Origin of the sequence: Streptomyces europaeiscabiei, assembly GCF_001550375.1 — a bacterium.
GTDB lineage: Bacteria > Actinomycetota > Actinomycetes > Streptomycetales > Streptomycetaceae > Streptomyces > Streptomyces europaeiscabiei.
Genome location: NZ_LRTR01000688.1, coordinates 1 through 17,683, shown reverse-complemented (window position 1 = coordinate 17,683; position 17,683 = coordinate 1). Strand labels below are relative to the sequence as shown.

Here is a 17,683-nt window from a genome sequence, read left to right as displayed (position 1 = left end):
TGATCGCTGACGAAAGGCCGGGGATCACCGGTGTTCGCGACGCAGGTGCCCAGGAAGCGCCTGGCAGCGGAGACGTCCCCATCGGTGGGGTACCCGGGCGCCCATCGGCCGTCACCGTCCGCCTCGCCCGAACCACTTGCTCAGCTTCGCTGACGGTCATCGGATGAAGCGCGAGCCGCGTCGTCACAAGATCGCCCATGGCAGGGAGGAGTATCACGCGGGGCGACCGGACCGCACGTGGATTCCGGCCGGGCGGCACCCGCCTGCGGTCGATGACCGTAGGTGCGGAAGGATCACGGCATGCGTGGTGGGGATGGCTGTCCGAGGTCGATCCGGTGGACCAGCAGCTGCCGTAGGGCCGTCCGGCGGAGGGCGGACGAGCGGAGGGCGGACGAGCGGTTCCGGGCGTTCGGGCTGTGTCAGGTCCTGCTGCTGCCCCGCCACTGGGTGACCGTCCGGCCCAGGACCGGGACCTAAGGCACCTTGAACTCGATCTGGGTGATGGCCGGTCCGTCGCCGGTGACCTGGCCTTCGCTGATGGACTCCGTCCAGGAGCCGTCCTTTTGGAGCTTCGCCAAAACCGTGGGGGACAGGCTGACCGTGATCTGGATGCCACCCCCGGAGGACGGGGCACGGTCTATGCGGATGTCGTTGCTCATGCCGACGAAGTTACATCCAACGCGCGTGTCAGCATGGGCTGTTGGCGTTTTGCCCGAGGTCGTGAGGGTACGGGCTGATCGCTCCTGTCAAAGGGATGTCGGTCCTCCGTCACTGCCGAACTCCAGCATCAGCCGATGCGCCACGGCATGCGTCCGCGGCGGCAGTGCCGGTGTTTTGCTCGCGGGCAGGAAAACCTCTCTCCCGCCCGTGCGGTCGCCGGGTGCCGCGATCCGCGCGGAACGGGACGGGAGCCGGAGTCGTGGCTCCACGGCGGCACGGGGTCACCGGGGTATCGGGCGGCAGGGTGGGAGTGACGCCATGGTGGAGCCCTTCAATTGCGGATCATTCGGCCGGCGACTCCGTGCGGCAGCCAAGGCGCGCGATCCTCACTCGGAACGTCGGCCGACCAGCGGCTGGAACCGCCCGGTGGGTGTCCGCTTCTGAACCTGTTCCCGCCGGCCGGCCGGACCGTGTGGACGGGCCTCCCCCTCATCTGCTGTGCCGAGGAGAGTGCTTCGATGTCGGCGGTGATGCCGTGCGTGGCGCAGAAGTCCAGTGTGGCCGTGGGTCGCGTGCCGGCGGTCGCTGTCGGCGGAGCCGGGTTTCCCGCGTCCCACGAGCAGGCCGGTGCTCTCCACGGTGGGTCCGAGGTGCCCGAGGCGAGAGGCGACACCCGTTCACAGGCGGGCCCCGGAGCGGCGAACCGCAGGAGGTGTGACCGTGTGGCCCTGATTCCTCCGCTCGAGTCCATGCTCACCGAAGCGGAGCGGAGATCGCTTCTTGCGGTCAGGCTGACTCGGCAGGTGGGGTTCCTTGTGGCGGAGCGGAGAAGGACAGCGAGCGCCCTGGATCTCGGCGCCCGAGGAGGTGGCCGCAGGGACTACGTGGTCGACTGGTGGCCCGCCCGGTCGGCTTCCGTTCGCAATGTGCGAGCTCGCTGGGCCGGGTCGTAGTTCGGTCCGACCCCCTCGATCAGCAGCAAGTCGCCCTCGACGTGATCGGTCCGCAAACGCAGGATGGCCCGATAGGCGGGAGAGTCGTACCAGGCACGAGCTTCGGCAAGGCCGGGGAACTCGATCAGCACCATGCTGCCGGGCCACGTACCCTCTACGACTTCGGTCGGCGGACCGTGGATGACGAAGCGGCCCGCGAAGGGGTCGAGGGTCGCCTGGATACGCTCCAAGTACTCGATGACGTCGGAGTGATTCCGGCGGCTGCGGAGATGAGCAAAGCCGTACGCGGACACCACAAGGCTCCTTCGTTCCGGGAGAGTTGGCTATGGCCGGAACGTAGCTGGAGGTGGTTGGGAGGGCGATTACTCCAGAGGTAATGGCCGATTTCGAGTTGCGGGTTGTGGTCGGCGGGTGAGCTGATCTCGCTCCTGATACGCACGCGCTCGCCGCCCGAATCGACAGGGACACCGCCGCCCGACCCACCCTGGGTCGTGGCGCATGGGCACACAGGGCTCACATGTACAGGGTCTCGTTGGGGGTCCCGCGTCAGGACGGGGCGAGGACGCAGAACTCGTGGCCCTCCGGGTCGGTCAGGCACGTCCACGGTACGTCGCCCTGGCCGAGGTCGATGTCGGTGGCGCCGAGGGCTCGCAGCCGGGTCACCTCCGCCTCTTGATCGTCACCGGGGTACGGCAACAGGTCGAGATGGACACGGTCCGGCACGGTCTTCCCGCCGGGCGTGCGGAGGAACTCGAGATACGGGCCGACACCCCGGGCGGAGCGCAGCACCGCGAGATCGTCAGTCACCTCATGCAGGATCCAGTCCATCGCCTGACCCCAGAACCGGGCCATGGCCCGCGGATCGGCGCAGTCGACCACCACGGCGGCGATCGGCCCGGTGTCCCGATAGATCTCCCGAGGCTCCAGCACGCAGAACTCGTTGCCCTCCGGGTCGGCGAGGACCGTCCACGGCACCTTGCCCTGGCCCACGTGGGCGGGCGTCGCACCGAGAGCCTGGAGTCGCGCGACCAACTCCGCCTGATGGGCCGCAGAGGTGGTGGCGAGATCGAGATGCATACGGTTCTTTGCCGTCGTCCTGGGTTCCGGGACGGGAACGACGTCGACGCAGACGGCGACCGGGTCCGGCCAGACGAGGCCGCCGACGGGCCCCACGTAGGTGGTCACGCCGGGGCTGTAGGCGCTCCAGCCGAGCGCCTCCGCCCAGAACCGGCCGACCGCCGGGGCATCGAGAGCCTTCATGTTCACCTGAACAGGTCGCAGTGCCATGGCGACGATCCTATGCACCCGCTCCGCAACGGCATCCGCACGTACCCTCGCCAGGACAGACGCTTGATCGGCAGCCGAGTCGTCGTGGGACGTCGGGTTGCCGATCAAGGCCGGCCACAAGCGGGCAGAAGATCGAGGGCCGCACCCGACAGCCGTCTCCGCGCTGGTGTCCGCCTCGCCGCCCTTGGGCTCGGGACCGGAGTACGGTGGCGGTACCGAGAGCACCTCGCACGCCGTCATCCACTTCGGCGTCGCCCTCGGGGAACGGCAATCCCGGAGCGCATGGCGTCCGGTCGGAAATGAGCCGCCCCACATGAGCATGTTGAGTCTCGGAGTACTCGCCTCCTCGCACAAGGAGAACGAGTTTCGGCTACCGCTGCACCCCAGCCACCTCGAACGGATCGCCCCGGACGTACGCGCGAGGATCTTCCTCGAACAGGGCTACGGCCGCCGGTTCGGCGTCGCGGATGACGCGCTGCGGCCACTTGTGGCGGGTTTGCGTTCTCGTGCGGAACTCCTCGCCGAGTGCGACATTCTGCTGTTGCCCAAACCGATGCACGACGATGTCGCCGAGCTGCGCGAGGGGCAGGTGCTGTGGGGATGGCCGCACTGTGTGCAGGACGAGAAGATGACACAGATCGCCATTGATCGACGGCTGACCCTGATCGCCTGGGAGGCCATGAACCACTGGACCTCCACGGGCGCTTTCAGCGTCCATGTGTTCCACAAGAACAACGAGCTGGCCGGTTACTGCTCGGTGCTGCACGCCCTGCAGCTCGGCGGGCTGACCGGCAGTTATGGGCGTCGTCTGCGCGCGGCGGTCATCAGCTTCGGTGCCACGGCGCGCGGAGCGGTCACGGGCCTGGGCGCCATGGGGGTCTCCGACGTCACGGTGCTCACCCAGCGGGCTGCCGCGGCGGTGGCCTCGCCGATGCCCTCGGTCGTGATGGGCCACTTCGAGGAGCAGGAGGACGATCCCTCGCGCCTGCAGGCATTCACCCCGACCGGTCCCGTGCCGCTGGCGGAGTACCTGGCCGGGTTCGACATCATCGTCAACTGCGTCCTGCAGGACACCGACGCGCCGCTCATGTTCGTCAACGACGATGAACTCGCCCTGTTCCGGCCGGGCACTTTCTTCATCGACGTCGCCTGCGACGAGGGCATGGGCTTCGGATGGGCCCGCCCGACCACCTTCGGTGAGCCCATGCTCACGGTGGGACCGGATTGCCACTACTACGGGGTGGATCACAGTCCGTCCCACCTGTGGAACTCCGCCACCTGGGAGATCAGCGAGGCGCTCCTTCCTTATCTGCGCAAGGTCATGAGCGGTCCCCAGGCATGGGACAGCGACGTGACGCTCAGAAAGGCCATCGAGATCCGCGACGGCGTCGTCCAGAACCCGAAGATCCTCTCCTTCCAGCACCGTCAAGCCGACCATCCTCATGGTCCTGAGGCCCTGGCGAACCCGGTGGCCCAGGAGCTCCAGAGATCATCCGTGCGACCGGCCTGATCGGGACCTGGACGCTCATCGGCCGGTGGGCCGACCCGGGCTCGTCCAGGCGGCTACCGGCCGACTCACTCAACCTCAGCCGTATGTCCGGAAGCAGCCAGGCGCTGACGCGGAGAGGGTCTCAAGGGCGCCCTTGAGAAGCTCGCGACGGGTCGCCTTGCCCGGATCGGACCGCCGCGAGGTGAGATCCCAGCGCTTGGGGAGGAACAAGCACCAGAGTCGACGGCGTCGGAGGCGGTGTCCGAGGCGGCGTCCGACGCCCGGTGCAGGGCCCAGGCCCGCCTGGCAGTTGGTCACTCACCGCCGGCGGTGCCTGTGCACTGCGGAGGAGGGGGCTCGCAGGTCGGCACGGGGGCCGCCTCCTGGAATCAGCCATGCCTGGGCAGGCTTGCCCCTGCTCTCGCCCGGTTGGCGCGCCACTTGCCTGGCGTCATGCGTTCCAAGAGCGCGTGCACAGGACGAGGCGGTAGCCGTCCGGGTCCGCGATCGTCACTCCGTACCGGTCCCAATACGGATTGTGGGCGGTGACTCTGGTTCCCCCTGCGGCCAGGAGGCGTTCGATCTGCTCCTCGGTGACGGGAGTGCCGAGGTAGACGACGAAGAGGTCGTCCACGGTGGGGGTGGGCTCCAGCGGGTTCTCCGGATCGTGGGTGATCTCGAAGTGCCACGTACCGGCGGGCGGGCCGACCATGAGCAGGTCGTGCTCGCCGGAGACGCGCTCGGTGGTTCGCCACAGGACATCGAGCCCGAGTCCCTGGACGTAGAAGCGTTCGGCGGCGGCGAGGTCCCGGGACGGGCGCGCCATCCTGATCTGGGTGGAGGAGTCAAGCATGTGGAGCACTCCCATACGGCCCCGCGAGGCGGGCCTGTCGAAGTAGTGGTGGTCGAGCGGGCTCGGAGACTCCAAGTATCCCGGTTCGTATGGCAGTTGTGTGCCATCAGTGTTCCTCTGCGCAGGCGACCTCGGCGGTGCTGACGGCGGCGCGCTTCCAGACGGATTGTGGTGGACGGCGTCCGTGAGGTGACGTCACGACGGTGACCGGTGCCCGGCGCCGGTGAACCCTCCGGCCCGGCTCCCGTACCTGCGGGGGCCGGGCCGGATCCGCGCCTTGCCGACCGGACGGACAGCACCGGGTGGAACGGGCCGAACGCGCCGGAACGACTGTGTGACGCGCGGGATCGACAGCGGGCGGTTGGGCTTCCCGGGCCACATGTGCCTTGCGGCGTGCCGGAGAGCTGGACGGGGCCGGCGCACGCCTTCGCGGCAGCACCGCCTGCCGGGGGAGGGCAGGGGGCCTCGGCCGGGCCCTTCCCCGGGCGGAGGTCAGGCGGATTCGGTGGGGAGGTCCGCCTCCACCCAGTCCTGGATGCCTTCGCGGTACTTGCGGACGTCGGTGTAGCCCAGAGCCGTGAGCCGGTCGGCGACCTGTCCGCTGTTGGGGCACGCCGGGTGGGAACAGGGCGAGCCTCTCAGGCACGGCGGCACTGTGCCTTGGCGTTGAGGACCTGGCGGGCGTGGGAGGGTGGCGAGGACGATCGCGCCGACAGGTTGAACCCGTGTCCTTGAGGGCATGGCCAGGTGACGTGGGCCGGCCGTCCCGAAGGTCGACACGAGAGGGGCCGCCATGGTTCCCTCGGTGATCTGTCCGCGATGGCAGGCGACCTCTCCGCGGTGGTATCCGGTGTGGCGTCACAGGGGCGGGGCTGTCGGCGTGGGCACCGGGCCGGTGCAGGTCCGGCCCGTACCCGCGGGCCGAGCCGTCGGAGGGCACGTCTCACCGCGTACGTGCCCGGGTGCGGGCCGGGAGCAGTCCGGCGCGGTGGTCAGTAGGTGAGCGCGTCCTCGGCGGTGCCGAAGAAACTGGTGACCTGGCCGTCGTTGACCGTCACGGGGCCGTCGTCGATCGCCACGGTCGCCGGGCTCTCGGAGGCGGTGAGTGCGACTTCCACCTGGTCGGTGCTCTTGCCGCCCGCCGTGTCGGCGCGGGCGAACAGGATCCCGGCGTAGGCGCTCTCGCCGGCCTCCATGATCCAGTCCTTTCCGTCGGGGCCCATGTGCTCGGCGGCGCCGTCGAGCCCCGGAATCGTGATCACCAGCTCGTTCACCGGCAGCAGACAGGGGTCGCCGCTCTTGTTGGTCGCGGTCAGCAGGGCGTGGTTGACGAGCTTGGACGCGACGGTGACCTTGTAGCTCAAGTCGGTCGTCTCGCACATGCCCACGCCACCGTCCTGATCGTCGTCCACCCCGGGTTCCGAGGACGGCGGGGCGCTCTCGGGGCTGCCGGACGAGTCGCCCTTGTCGCTGCCCCCGTCGCCAGGGCCGGCCGTCGAAGGCGTGTCGCTCTCCTTGCCTCTGTCGGCAGCGGACGGGCTCGCTGTCGCGCTCGGGGCGGCCGTGTCCTTCTCCGCGTCGCCGTTGCAGGCGGTCAGCGCCATGATGCCGAGCGAGAGGACGGCGAGTGCGGCGGTGGTACGGCGTGAACGAGTTGCGTAAGCCATGAGAAGCCCCCCGGGAATCGGAATGTCTGGGTGATCGTGCCGCACGGACGCGGCACTGCAACCCACTCACATCGAGAGAGAACCGTCTCCGTACGGATTTGTGACAATGTGACCGCGACTGTGGCGGAGTGCACCCGGGCATTCCAGGCCGCCCAGCCGACGGGGTCGGCCTCACGACGGAGCCTGCCGCATGGAGGAGAGTCCTCCCGGAATGCGGGGATCGGCAGGAGCTGCCTCGGGAAGGGCTGCTGCCGTCGGGGAACGACCGTGGACAAGCCTCACTGCACCTCTCGTACCCCGCTAGGGGGCGCGATGTCGTACCCGTCGATACGTCCGCGCGCTGTTTGCGCTGCTGCGCGCCCTGTGGCGGTTGCGTGCGGCTCGTCAGAATGTCATCTCTCGGCTCACCTTCGATCGGAGCCGTTTCGGCACGGGGGCGCGGGTCTCCCGGCCTTGCTGTGTCCGTGGCCCCGCCCCGACCGTAGGTCATGGCTCCCGGCAGACGGCGTGGCGGTCTTCGGGGACGTCGACGGACGGGTGATGGTGCAGCGTGGTGGAGCCGCTTCGACATGGTACGGATCCTGGGCGCGTCGGCCCGTTCGAGCTGATGGGCCGTCTGGGCTCGGGCGGCATGGGCAGCGTGTACCTCGCCCGCCGTACCGGCGGCGGTCTGCTTGTGGCGCTCAAGACGATCCGGGCCGATCTCTCAGCGGAACCCGGTTACCGTGAACGCTTCGCCCGGGAGATCGAGATCGCTCGCGCGGTCCGCAGTGTGCACACCGCGCAGCTCGTCGACTTCGACGCCGACGCGGACGTGCCCTGGCTGGCGACGGAACTCGTCAACGGCCCGAACCTCGCGGACGTACTGGCCGCGCACGGCCGGTTGCCCGACGGCAGCGTGCGTGTCCTGGCAGCCAGCCTGGCGGAGGCACTGACGGCGATTCACGCCGCCGGCATCGTGCATCGCGATGTGAAGCCGTCCAACATCATCCTCGCCGAGACCGGACCACGCCTGGTCGACTTCGGGGTCGCACGGCCTGTGGGACACGTCGGACTGACCTCGACGGGGCAGTTCGTCGGCAGCGTCGTCTACGCCTCCCCCGAGCAGTTGCTCGCTCAACGGGTCGGTCCGCAGAGCGACATGTTCTCTCTCGGAGTCGTGCTCGCCGAGGCATCGGGCGAGGTGGTGCTCTCCGCACAGGGCACCCCGCTCGCGGCCGACTCCGTCGACGGCCGGACCCCGTCACTGTCGTCCCTGCCGCCGGATGTGGGGGCGATCGTGCGGAAGTGCCTCGGACGGGACCCGGACGTCCGACCGTCACCGGCCGAGGTCCCCGGCATGCTCACGGAGCTGCCGCGTCCCGACGGCCGCGGTACCTACCGGTGGCTCCCGGACTCCGTCGCCCGTTCGGTGCGCCGGAGTTCGGAGGGCCTGCTGGCCGTCACCCATCCGCCGACCGCGCTCGACCCGCAGTCCGCGGGCGCTCACCGTCAGCCGACGGCGACCGCGTACGTGCCTGCCGGAGGTCCGGCGGCCGGGCACACCCCCACCAGCCCGATCGGCCCGCTGCGAAGTCCCGTTCCCACGCCTGCCGCCGGTAGGAGGCTCGCTCTCACCGCCGCCCTGGTGCTGGCGGCGAGCCTGCTCGTCGTGACGGGTGTGTCGCTGGCCGGACAGGACGGCGGGACCGAGTCCGGGGACGGGAAACCGGACGCCGTGCCCAGCACAAGGGTCACCGCCTCGGCCGAGCCGTTCGGTGACGGGAAGCCGTCGAGCGGGACCACCCCGCCCCGGGACCCCGACACCCCCGCAGGCACACCGGCGGAGCAGGTCCGGGCTCCGTCGGCCGCGGCACCCGAGCCGCCCACGTTCACGACAGGGACACCGGGTGTGTCCCGATATCGGCACCCGGGGTACGCGGCCACGGTGACCGCTGTGGAGGAGACGGACGGCCATCAGCTCACCGTCGCACTGCGGGCGCGAGGCGAGGCGGATCTCCGCGAGCCGGACACCACGTGTCTCGTGGTGCGGGGACCGGACGGGACGTTCACGGTGCGTCCGACCGCGTGGGACGCCGAGACGGCCCGGCCCGGCGCTTTCGACGGGACGCTCACCTTCCCGCTGCTCGTGTCGGGAAGATACGTCCTCCGCTATTCCTGTCAGAACGACTACTCGGACGCCGAACTGGGCACCGCGACCGTGCCCCGCATCGGCATCTCCCGCTACAGCGACGAGTTCTTCGCCGTCGTCCTCTCCGTGGACCGTACGTCCAGTGGTGTGCAACTGGTGTTCGCGTCGGCCGGAGACCCGTCCTTGCGGAGCCCCCGGACGTCGTGCCTGAACCAGCGCGGCGCACCGGAGTACCCGCAGAACGTCCGCCTCGATCGCAGCGACACGACGCTGAACCACTTCCACTACGGCGTCATGGACTTCCCATCGGGCGCGGCGGGCAGCAGCTTCACCTATTCGTGCGCCGACGACTACAGCGCCGTACCCCTGCCGTGAGAAACCGGACTGACATCGTGAACAAGTGCCCTCGGGCACGCTCTGTGGTCTCCAGTGCCTTGGACAACGACCAAGCGCCTCGGCCGTTGTGTCGCTGAGGCCTTCGGGACGCTGATGCAACCTGTCGGGCCCCTCAGCCCCCTCAGCCCCTTCGTGAAGACGTTCCATGGTCGGCCAGCCCCCTTTCACATGTGACAGGTGTGGCAACCGTCGGGAACGAGGAACAGGCAGGCGGCCGGGCTCCTGCACTGAAGGGAGCAGTATCGCCGTGCCGGGTGCGGTCGGCAGCAGACAGATGTCGAGGAACGCCAGACCGTACTGGCCTGCCGCGAAGAACAGTGGTGCCCAGGCCATGTCGAACGCAGGCTGCGAGCTCCAACCCCCACGACGGCATCATCCGAGTCGCGCGAGGCGGCGCAGCAGCGGGCCGCGGCCGCGGTCGGGTACGGTCCACAGGGTCTGGCCGCTGACTCCCCACCGCTCGAGCAGCGCGTTGGCGGCGAGGAACCCGCTCGTGGCCGCGCGCTCCATGAGGGCGACCGGGAGGCCGGTGCGGACCAGGTCCCCGGCCACCACCAGTCCGGGGTCGCTGGTGCGAACCGTGGGCCGGTTGTCGTACTCGCCGACCGGGAACAGCGGGCAGTCGGCCCGCCACTCGTGCCGTTCGTCCAGCACGGCCGCCTCGCGCGTCTCGGGGTAGACCCGGTGCAACTGCTCCAGCAGACGCTTCTGTTCGACGTCATGGGGTGAGTGGTCGGGTAGGGCGTAGGCGTGCAGTTCCACGACGGAGCCGCCGGTGCGGGCGGCCCAACGCGCCGCCTCGCCCTCCCAGCGATCGAGCACGCTGACGTTGTCGAGCGTGCCGTAGCCGCTGGTGCCCAGGAAGCCGGGACGGCCGGCGGCGACGGGGCGGTCCAGCCACAGGCGGGAGACCAGGAACGGCGGCGTGCTCCGCAGGGTGGCCACTCGCTCGCGCCACGCGGCGTCGCCCAGGTGCGGGGAGCGTCCGACGAGGGAGCGGAGGCCGACCGTGTCCAGTGCCAGGACGACGGCGTCATGGCACTGTTCCTCCTGGCCGGCGGCGACGAGGAAGCCGCCGTCGGACGTGGGCTCGATCATCTCGACCGGGGTTCCGATGCGCAGGTCGGCTCCGTGGCCGCTCAGGTAGTCGGAGAGAGGGTTCCACAGGGCGGTGGGGAAGGGTTCCTCGGGTACGTCGAACAGGAGCCCCTCCGCCGAACCGAGGAAGTAGATGTGGAACATGAGCACCATCTCGGCCGCGGACAGTTCGCGGGCGTCGGCGAAGAAGCTGCGGGAGAACACCTCGAACGCGAGGTGCCGCGCGGCCTCGGGGAAACGGATCGCGTCGAGGAAGTCGCGGGCGCTGACGTCGTCGAGACGGGTGTGGACCTCGGGAACCCGGACGTCCAGAAGGGGCAGCGCGGCGACCGGGTTCATGCGGAACAGGTCGCGGAGGCCGAAGGCGGGGCTCAGGGCGACGAATCCGAGCGCGCTCCACGGCGGGGTGCGCGGGACGTGCCGGAAACTGTCGTCGAGACCGTCGGCGTGCCGTAGGGGATAGTCGGGCAGTCCCCGCAGACGCGTCAGACCGGGGTCGGTGCGCCGCAGCAGTCCGCGCAGGTTGTAGTACTGGCGGAAGAACGCGTGGAAGCCGCGGCTCATGGTGACGGTGGTGCCGTCCGACAGAACGGTCGGCCAGCCGGCCAGACGTCCGCCGAGGGTCGGCTCCCGTTCGTAGAGGGTGACCCGCATGCCGCGTTCGGCGAGGGCCGTCGCGGCCGCCAGTCCGGCGATGCCGCCCCCGATGACCGCCGTGGTCGGGGGCGGGCCGCCCGTGAAGCGCGGGGCGCCCGGCACGGCGTCCAGCCTGCGGGCCCGCCGGTCCCTGCCGTGCCTCATCGGGTCGGTGCGCCGGGAAGCCCTCATCGGCCGTCCTCGGTGGTGGCCGGTCGGCGGGCGACGACCGTGTGCGTGATGCCGGTCTGCCATCCGGGCAGGGGCAGCACCTTGACGGTTTCGAAGCCGTGGGAGCGGACCCGGGCGGCGAAGGCGTCCGCGGTGTCGAACTCGACCACGCTGCGCCACAGATGACGGTAGAGGCCACCGTCGCCGAGGAGGGCTGCGACGGGCAGGACCATGCCTCGGCACACCCCCGTCCACACGGCGCGGTGGGTGGCTCGGCCGCTGAGGGTGTACTCGTGCACCGCCAGGCGTCCCCGCGGCGCCAGTACGTCGCGCACCGTCGACAGGACGGCGTCGGGATCGGTGACGTTCCGGAAGAGATAGGCCGCGAACACGGCGTCGAACGGCCCCGACACACCGGCCTCCACCAGGCGTTCGGCGGGCGCGCGCACGAAGCGCACCCCGTGGCGCCAGGGTTTGCGGGCCGCCCGCTCCAACATGCCTGCCGAGGCGTCCACCGCGGTGATCTCGGCACCGGGGAGCACGGCGCAGAGCGCGGCGGTGGACGCACCGGTGCCGCAGCCGAGGTCCAGGACGCGCAGGCCGGTGCCGCCTCGGGGCAGGCCGAGGCGGCGCGCCGAGCGGCGCAGATGGGCGTGGTAGCCGGGGTTGGCGGCGACCAGAGTGTCGTAGCTACGAGAGGCGTGGTCGAACGCGGCGGCCAGATCCTCGTCGCGGAGCAGCGTCATGAGGTCTCCGTAGGTTGTCGGGTGTACAGAGGCCGGGTGCACGGAGGGCGGTGTACGGGGGGCGGTGTACGGGGGCCGGGGGACCCGGAGGCGTCCGTGCGGGTCATGGGCGGCCGGGATCACGGTCGGGCAGTGGTCTGCCGGAGATGGGGTGTGGGGCGGGCCTGCGGGGCAGCCAGGACAGTTCCGCGGCGGAGCGGAGCATCGGCAGCACGGGCGTGCGGACGCCGATGGCGAGGTCCTCGTGGAGGCGGGTTTCACCGTCCAGGAAGCGCAGCAGCCGCTGGGTCGGGAGCCGCGAGAACAGCCGCGCGAAGAAGGCGGCGCCGTCGACCCGGCCGCTGTCCAGGGCTCTCAGCAGTACCGCGTCCATCGCGCGCGAGCGGGCCTTGTGGGCGGGGGGAGGCAGCGGGTGCCGTCCGGCGCGCAACGCGTCGGCGACCGCTCGCGTCTGCCGCTGGATGGCGGAGAAGGTGTAGCCCGTGGACGGCCGTGTGGCGCCGCCCGCCGTACCGATGCGGAACACGGAAGGCCCCGACCGGCGCTCGAAGCGCGCGTCGGTCATGGGGATCACTCCGGTCTCGGTCGAGACGATCTCGAAGCCGCTGAGGCCCAGCACCTCCTCGGTGTAGCGGCGCAACGCGGCGTCGTAGGCGTCGTGGGACAGGGCGGCACCGGAGAACTCGGTGTACTCCAGGAGTGCCTGTCGGCTGTCGGTGGGCAGGACATAGCCGAAGGCGAGTCCGCCGGGCGGCTGCGGGACCCGGAAGTCCATGAACTCCACCGTGCCGCGATCGAACACCGGTTGCTCGGTGCGGACGAACCAGCCGTGGAAGTGCTGCAACAGGGTGGTGCGGGCGGCAGGCAGGCTCTGGAGGGGCCGGGAGTCGAAGACCCAGCGGGCACGTACCGTCACGGGGGCGCCCAGGCCGGTGCGGGCGCGGATCTCGGCTCCCCCGGCGACGCCGTCCACCGTCTCGACGACCGCCTCCAGACGGCGGACCTCGTCGCTGCGTGCCAGCGCGCGCGCGACGAGTTCCTCGAAATCGTCGGAGCGGATCATCTTGTAGGTCAGGGGCGCGATGTCCTCTTCGAGGATCCGCCCCTCGGGAGTACGCACCCGCAGCCGCCGCCAGACGGCGCTGAGGGCGGCGTCGTAGGGGCCGGGCCCTTTCTCCCAGAAGCACCAGGTGCGGCTCGGAGGACGCAGCGGGCCGGGCGGGGCGTCCATCAGGATCACCGACAGGTGGCGACTGCCTGGGGCGGTGCGTGACAGCCGGTGGGCGAGCGACAGCCCGGCCGCTCCCGCGCCCACGATGGCCACGTCAGCTTCCAGCACCTGCGGCTCCCTCCCCGTCCGTCCGCGCCGACGGAATGCGTGCGGCCGTCGGCCTCTCGCAAGCTTTCCGCCCCGGGGTCCGCGGCGGATGCAGGCTCGACCGGATTGTCGGCCGTGCGGGGGGCGTGAGGGAGTGACGGTGGTGCGAACGGCGCGTGGTCGTCTCGGCGGTGCGAGGTGACGGGCGCATCCGGGCGCACCCGTTTCCGTCCGCGTCGGGTTCGCATCGCTCGGCTCCCGAAACTCCTCCACCCTGGGAGGACGGGCGAGGAGAGGACAACCTGCATCGCCTGGGCAGCGCTTTGCTCCGGTTGGCACCGCGCCGTCGCACGGATGGCCCTCGGGCCGTGAAGGAGCCGCACCTTTTCACCCCTCCGGCGCATCCGCGTGCGCCTCTGCCGCGGAAGGCGTTGAAACAGGCACCCGCTGTGTTTGCGACGGAAGGAACCGTGATGGGCCCCAGCGACGCGAAGGACCACCCTCTGGCTGCGTCACCGCCCGGATCCCGGGCGGCGCCCCCGCGGGAGCCTGCCGACGGCGATCCGCGCCCCGGGGGCCGCGACTCCGCCGCCGGTACGCGGCAGGAAGGCCTCTCGCATCCGCCGCCCGGCGCAGGCGAACTGCACGCCGTCGACAGTGACGTCCCAGGGGCCGTGCGACGCGTGCTGGAGGGCCTGCTGTCGGAGCGCACCGAACGCGCCGCCGCCCTCGACCCGGTGTTCGCTGGGGATCTGGCCGAGCGCGTCGCGCGTTTCGCCCTGGACGGCGGCAAACTCATGCGTCCGCGCTTCGTGTGGTGGGCCCTGCGCGCGTGCGGTGGAGGGGCCGCCGAGGCGGGGGCCGCCCTGCGCATCGGCGCCGCACTCGAACTGATCCAGACCTGTGCGTTGGTCCACGACGATGTCATGGACGGCTCCCGGCTGCGTCGCGGACGGCTCGCCCTGCACGCCGACGTCGCCGCGCAGTACGCCGACGGCATGGCTCCCGCGCACGGGACGCGCTTCGGGGAGGCCGCGGCGATCCTCGCCGGTGATCTGGCCCTGGCCTGGGCGGACGACATCGTCGCGGACACCAGGACCGCGTCGGCCACCGACCGCGTCGTCCGCGAGCTGTGGAGCACCATGCGCACCGAGATGGTGGCCGGGCAGTACCTGGACATCCAGGGCCAGGCCACGTCCTCCAGGTCGCTGGCCCGCGCGATCCGCGCCGCCTGCCTGAAGAGCGCCCTGTACTCCGTGGAGCGTCCGCTGGCCCTCGGAGCCGCTCTGGCGGGCGCGGACGCCGCGCGGACCCGGGCCCTGTGCTCGGCGGGCCGGTGCGTCGGTATCGCCTTCCAGCTCCGGGACGACCTCGGCGATGTCTTCGGCGGTCCCCGGCACACCGGCAAACCCACCGGGGGAGACATTCGGGCGGGCAAACCCACCTATCTGGTCGCCGTGGCGCAGGCCCGCGCCGAGGCGGCCGGCGATCGGCATGCCCTCACCCTGCTGCGGCAGTCGCTCGGCAGCGCCGATCTCTCGGAGAACGGTCTCGCCGAGGTCGGTGACGTCCTCGTCCGCACCGGTGCGCGCGACATCGTCGAGGCGAAGATCGCCCGGCTGGTCACGCGGGGACTGCGCCATCTCGAGTCCGCCCCGCTCGAAGCGGAGGGCCGGCTGCGCCTGCGGGAGCTGCTGCACGCCACGGCCGGCAGCGCGCCGACGCCACCGCCCTCCTGCGGCGCGACCGGTCCCGTGGACGGCATCGGGGTCTCGCTCCTGCTGGGCGCCGTCGAAGGGGCCGCCCGATGACCAGGTCCGTTGTCGGGCGCACGGATCACGTCGTGGTCGTCGGTGGCGGACTCTCCGGCCTGGCGGCCGCACTGCATCTGCTCGGTGCCGGCCGCCGGGTCACCCTCGTCGAGCGCGACGCGTTGCCCGGCGGGCGCGCCGGCCGCCTGGTGCGCGGCGGCTACCGCATCGACACCGGGCCTACCGTGCTTACTATGCCGGAGCTGGCGGACGAGGCCTTCGCCGCGGTCGGCGAGAACCTGCGCGACCGGGTCGAACTCGTCCCCCTGCACCCGGCCTACCGGGCCCTGTTCGCCGACGGCAGCAGCCTCGACGTACACACCGAAGCCGAGGCCATGGAAGCGGAGATCGAACGCTTCGCGGGTGCCGAGGAGGCCGCGGGATACCGACAACTGCGCCGGTGGCTGGAGCAGTTGTACCGGGCGCAGATGAGGCGCTTCATCGACACCAACTTCGACTCACCCTTCCAACTGCTCACCCCGGACCTCGCCCGGCTCGCCGCGCTGGGCGGCTTCGGACGGCTGGACGCGCGGATCGGCCGCCACCTGCGCGACGAACGCCTGCGCCGCGTCTTCTCCTTCCAGTCGCTGTACGCCGGGGTCGCGCCGGCACGGGCGCTCGCCGCGTACGCCGTGATCGCCTACATGGACACGGTGGCCGGCGTGTACTTCCCCCGAGGCGGCATGCACGCCCTTCCGCAGGCCATGGCGGACGCCGCCGCCGAGGCGGGCGCCGACCTGCGTTTCGGCCAGGAGGTCATCCGGCTGGAACGCTCGGGCGACCGCGTCACCGCCGTGGTCACCGCACAACAGCGCATCCCGTGCGACGCCGTCGTCCTCACTCCGGACCTGCCCGTCACCTACGCCCTGCTCGGCCGCACGCCACGTCGCCCACTACGGATCAGGCATGCGCCGTCGGCCGTCGTCCTGCACGCCGGCACCGACCGGACCTGGCCCGGACTCGCGCACCACACGCTGTCCTTCGGGGCCGCATGGCGGCGCACCTTCGACGAACTCACCCGCACCGGGCGCCTGATGAGCGATCCCTCGCTGCTGATCACCCGTCCCACCGCCACCGACCCGACCCTCGCCCCGCCCGGCCACCACCTCCACTACATCCTCGCCCCCTGCCCGAACACCGACATCGGACCGGACGCCGCCGCGTGGGGCGACCTGGCTCCGCGCTACCGCGACAGCGTCCTGCGGGTGCTGGAACGGCGAGGACTCGACGGTATCGCCGACGCCGTCGAGGAGCAGACCCTGGTCACACCGGCCGACTGGCACGCCCAGGGGCACGCGGCGGGCACCCCCTTCTCGGCCGCTCACACCTTCGCGCAGACCGGCCCGTTCCGGCCGCGCAACCTCGTGCGCGGCACCGCGAACGCCGTACTCGCCGGCTGCGGCACCACACCGGGCGTCGGCGTGCCGACTGTGCTGCTGTCCGGCAAACTCGCCGCCGCCCGGATCACCGGGCGGCACGCGACACCCGCCCCCAGGCGCGTCCGCACCGCGCCGACCGCATCGGAAGGAACGCCTTCATGACCGCCCGCGAACTCGACGCGGCGGGCATCACCGAGCCGGCCCTGCGCGACGCCTACACGCGCTGCCGCCGCCTCAACGCCAGGCACGGCAGGACCTACTTCCTCGCCACCCGGCTGCTGCCCGTGGAACGCCGCCCCGCCGTGCACGCGCTCTACGGCTTCGCCCGCTGGGCCGACGACATCGTCGACCGTCCGGCGGCGGGCGTGCCGCAGCACCGCCGCGCGGCGGACCTCGCCCTCCTGCACGAACGCCTCGAACGGGGCCTGCGCGACGGCGACAGCCCCGAGCCGGTCGTCCTCGCACTCGCTGACACCGCCCGCCGCTACGCCATCGACCACCGGCACTTCAGCGACTTCATGGCGTCCATGCGCAGCGACCTGGACGTCACCGACTACCCGACCTACGACGCCCTGCGCACCTACATGCACGGCTCCGCCGCCGTGATCGGGCTGCAGATGCTGCCGATCCTGGGAACGGTGGTCCCGCGTGAGGAGGCCGCCCCGCACGCGGCCGCCCTGGGACTCGCCTTCCAGCTGACCAACTTCCTGCGCGACGTGGGCGAGGACCTCGACCGCGGCCGCGTCTACCTCCCCGCCGACCTGTTGGGTGCGCACGGCGTGGACCGGGAGCTGTTGTCGTGGAGCCGCCGCACCGGCCACAGCGACCGGCGGATCACCCAGGCACTGCGGGCCTTCGAGGACCTCACCCGCGGCGTCTACCGCGAGGCCGCGCCGGGCCTCGCCATGCTCGACCCCGTCGCACGTCCCTGCATCCGCACGGCGTTCGTGCTGTACGGAGGGATTCTGGACGCCGTCGCCGACGACGGGTACGTGGTGCTGCACCGGCGCGCCGTGGTCCCCCGGCGGCGGCGTGCGGCGGTCGCCGTCGACGGGCTCGTACGCCTGACGACGGCAAGGGCCGGAGTG

At 71.2% G+C, this 17,683-nt stretch carries 13 protein-coding genes; 5 read left to right on the top strand and 8 right to left on the bottom strand.

What is annotated here, in order from left to right; all coding sequences use genetic code 11:
* Positions 1-473: 473 nt before the first annotated feature.
* The 3 genes from AWZ10_RS34205 to AWZ10_RS34195 all read right to left on the bottom strand — a co-directional run bounded on the left by AWZ10_RS34205 (position 474) and on the right by AWZ10_RS34195 (position 2,900).
* Complete coding sequence (locus AWZ10_RS34205) at positions 474-659, bottom strand: hypothetical protein (RefSeq protein ID WP_046707792.1); 186 nt, start codon at positions 657-659, stop codon at positions 474-476.
* A gap of 881 nt (positions 660-1,540) precedes the next feature.
* On the bottom strand, positions 1,541-1,906 hold the full coding sequence (locus AWZ10_RS34200) for a DUF1330 domain-containing protein (protein ID WP_046707799.1): 366 nt from the start codon (positions 1,904-1,906) through the stop codon (positions 1,541-1,543).
* 253 nt (positions 1,907-2,159) lie between these two features.
* Complete coding sequence (locus AWZ10_RS34195; protein ID WP_046707793.1) at positions 2,160-2,900, bottom strand: VOC family protein; 741 nt, start codon at positions 2,898-2,900, stop codon at positions 2,160-2,162.
* 313 nt (positions 2,901-3,213) lie between these two features.
* Here AWZ10_RS34195 and AWZ10_RS34190 point away from each other — a divergent pair, with 313 nt between their 5' ends.
* Entirely contained in the window at positions 3,214-4,410 is a 1,197-nt protein-coding gene (locus AWZ10_RS34190; RefSeq protein ID WP_060892952.1) for a N(5)-(carboxyethyl)ornithine synthase, read from the top strand.
* A 430-nt stretch (positions 4,411-4,840) separates the two neighbouring features.
* On the opposite strand, the gene AWZ10_RS34185 is transcribed toward AWZ10_RS34190, so the two are convergent.
* Together AWZ10_RS34185 and AWZ10_RS34175 are read right to left on the bottom strand one after the other, a co-directional pair.
* Positions 4,841-5,242, bottom strand: coding sequence for a VOC family protein (locus AWZ10_RS34185; protein ID WP_046707795.1), 402 nt, complete (start codon positions 5,240-5,242; stop codon positions 4,841-4,843).
* Positions 5,243-6,234: 992 nt separating this feature from the next.
* Entirely contained in the window at positions 6,235-6,909 is a 675-nt protein-coding gene (locus AWZ10_RS34175) for a DUF4232 domain-containing protein (RefSeq protein WP_060892951.1), read from the bottom strand.
* Positions 6,910-7,516: 607 nt separating this feature from the next.
* Between AWZ10_RS34175 and AWZ10_RS34170 the strand changes: the two genes are divergently transcribed.
* Entirely contained in the window at positions 7,517-9,415 is a 1,899-nt protein-coding gene (locus AWZ10_RS34170) for a serine/threonine-protein kinase (RefSeq protein WP_060892950.1), read from the top strand.
* Between the two features lie 393 nt (positions 9,416-9,808).
* On the opposite strand, the gene AWZ10_RS34165 is transcribed toward AWZ10_RS34170, so the two are convergent.
* From AWZ10_RS34165 to AWZ10_RS34155, 3 genes are all read right to left on the bottom strand, one after another.
* Positions 9,809-11,362 carry an FAD-dependent oxidoreductase gene (locus AWZ10_RS34165; RefSeq protein ID WP_167366016.1) on the bottom strand — a complete coding sequence of 518 codons (1,554 nt, stop codon included), beginning with the start codon at positions 11,360-11,362 and terminating at the stop codon, positions 9,809-9,811.
* On the bottom strand, positions 11,359-12,087 hold the full coding sequence (locus AWZ10_RS34160) for a methyltransferase domain-containing protein (protein ID WP_046709987.1): 729 nt from the start codon (positions 12,085-12,087) through the stop codon (positions 11,359-11,361). Before AWZ10_RS34160 ends, AWZ10_RS34165 begins: the two co-directional genes overlap by 4 nt.
* Before the next feature lie 103 nt (positions 12,088-12,190).
* Complete coding sequence (locus AWZ10_RS34155; protein ID WP_046709578.1) at positions 12,191-13,426, bottom strand: lycopene cyclase family protein; 1,236 nt, start codon at positions 13,424-13,426, stop codon at positions 12,191-12,193.
* A gap of 452 nt (positions 13,427-13,878) precedes the next feature.
* On the opposite strand from AWZ10_RS34155, the gene AWZ10_RS34150 reads away from it, so the two are divergent.
* From AWZ10_RS34150 to AWZ10_RS34140, 3 genes are all read left to right on the top strand, one after another.
* Positions 13,879-15,216, top strand: a complete 1,338-nt coding sequence (locus AWZ10_RS34150) for a polyprenyl synthetase family protein (RefSeq protein ID WP_046709577.1) — start codon at positions 13,879-13,881, stop codon at positions 15,214-15,216.
* Positions 15,213-16,757, top strand: a complete 1,545-nt coding sequence (gene crtI / locus AWZ10_RS34145) for a phytoene desaturase family protein (protein ID WP_060892949.1) — start codon at positions 15,213-15,215, stop codon at positions 16,755-16,757. Before AWZ10_RS34150 ends, crtI begins: the two co-directional genes overlap by 4 nt.
* Positions 16,754-17,683, top strand: a 930-nt coding sequence (locus tag AWZ10_RS34140) for a phytoene/squalene synthase family protein (protein ID WP_060892948.1), incomplete at its 3' end; no start/stop codon positions are given. The genes crtI and AWZ10_RS34140, both read left to right, overlap by 4 nt.

Coding starts and splice junctions, on each gene's coding strand:
- crtI (WP_060892949.1), top strand. CDS start 15,213: ATGACCAGGTCCGTTGTCGGGCGCACGGATCACGTCGTGGTCGTCGGT.
- AWZ10_RS34170 (WP_060892950.1), top strand. CDS start 7,517: ATGGGCCGTCTGGGCTCGGGCGGCATGGGCAGCGTGTACCTCGCCCGC.
- AWZ10_RS34185 (WP_046707795.1), bottom strand. CDS start 5,242: ATGCTTGACTCCTCCACCCAGATCAGGATGGCGCGCCCGTCCCGGGAC.
- AWZ10_RS34150 (WP_046709577.1), top strand. CDS start 13,879: ATGGGCCCCAGCGACGCGAAGGACCACCCTCTGGCTGCGTCACCGCCC.
- AWZ10_RS34195 (WP_046707793.1), bottom strand. CDS start 2,900: ATGGCACTGCGACCTGTTCAGGTGAACATGAAGGCTCTCGATGCCCCG.
- AWZ10_RS34190 (WP_060892952.1), top strand. CDS start 3,214: ATGAGCATGTTGAGTCTCGGAGTACTCGCCTCCTCGCACAAGGAGAAC.
- AWZ10_RS34205 (WP_046707792.1), bottom strand. CDS start 659: ATGAGCAACGACATCCGCATAGACCGTGCCCCGTCCTCCGGGGGTGGC.
- AWZ10_RS34175 (WP_060892951.1), bottom strand. CDS start 6,909: ATGGCTTACGCAACTCGTTCACGCCGTACCACCGCCGCACTCGCCGTC.
- AWZ10_RS34160 (WP_046709987.1), bottom strand. CDS start 12,087: ATGACGCTGCTCCGCGACGAGGATCTGGCCGCCGCGTTCGACCACGCC.
- AWZ10_RS34165 (WP_167366016.1), bottom strand. CDS start 11,362: ATGAGGGCTTCCCGGCGCACCGACCCGATGAGGCACGGCAGGGACCGG.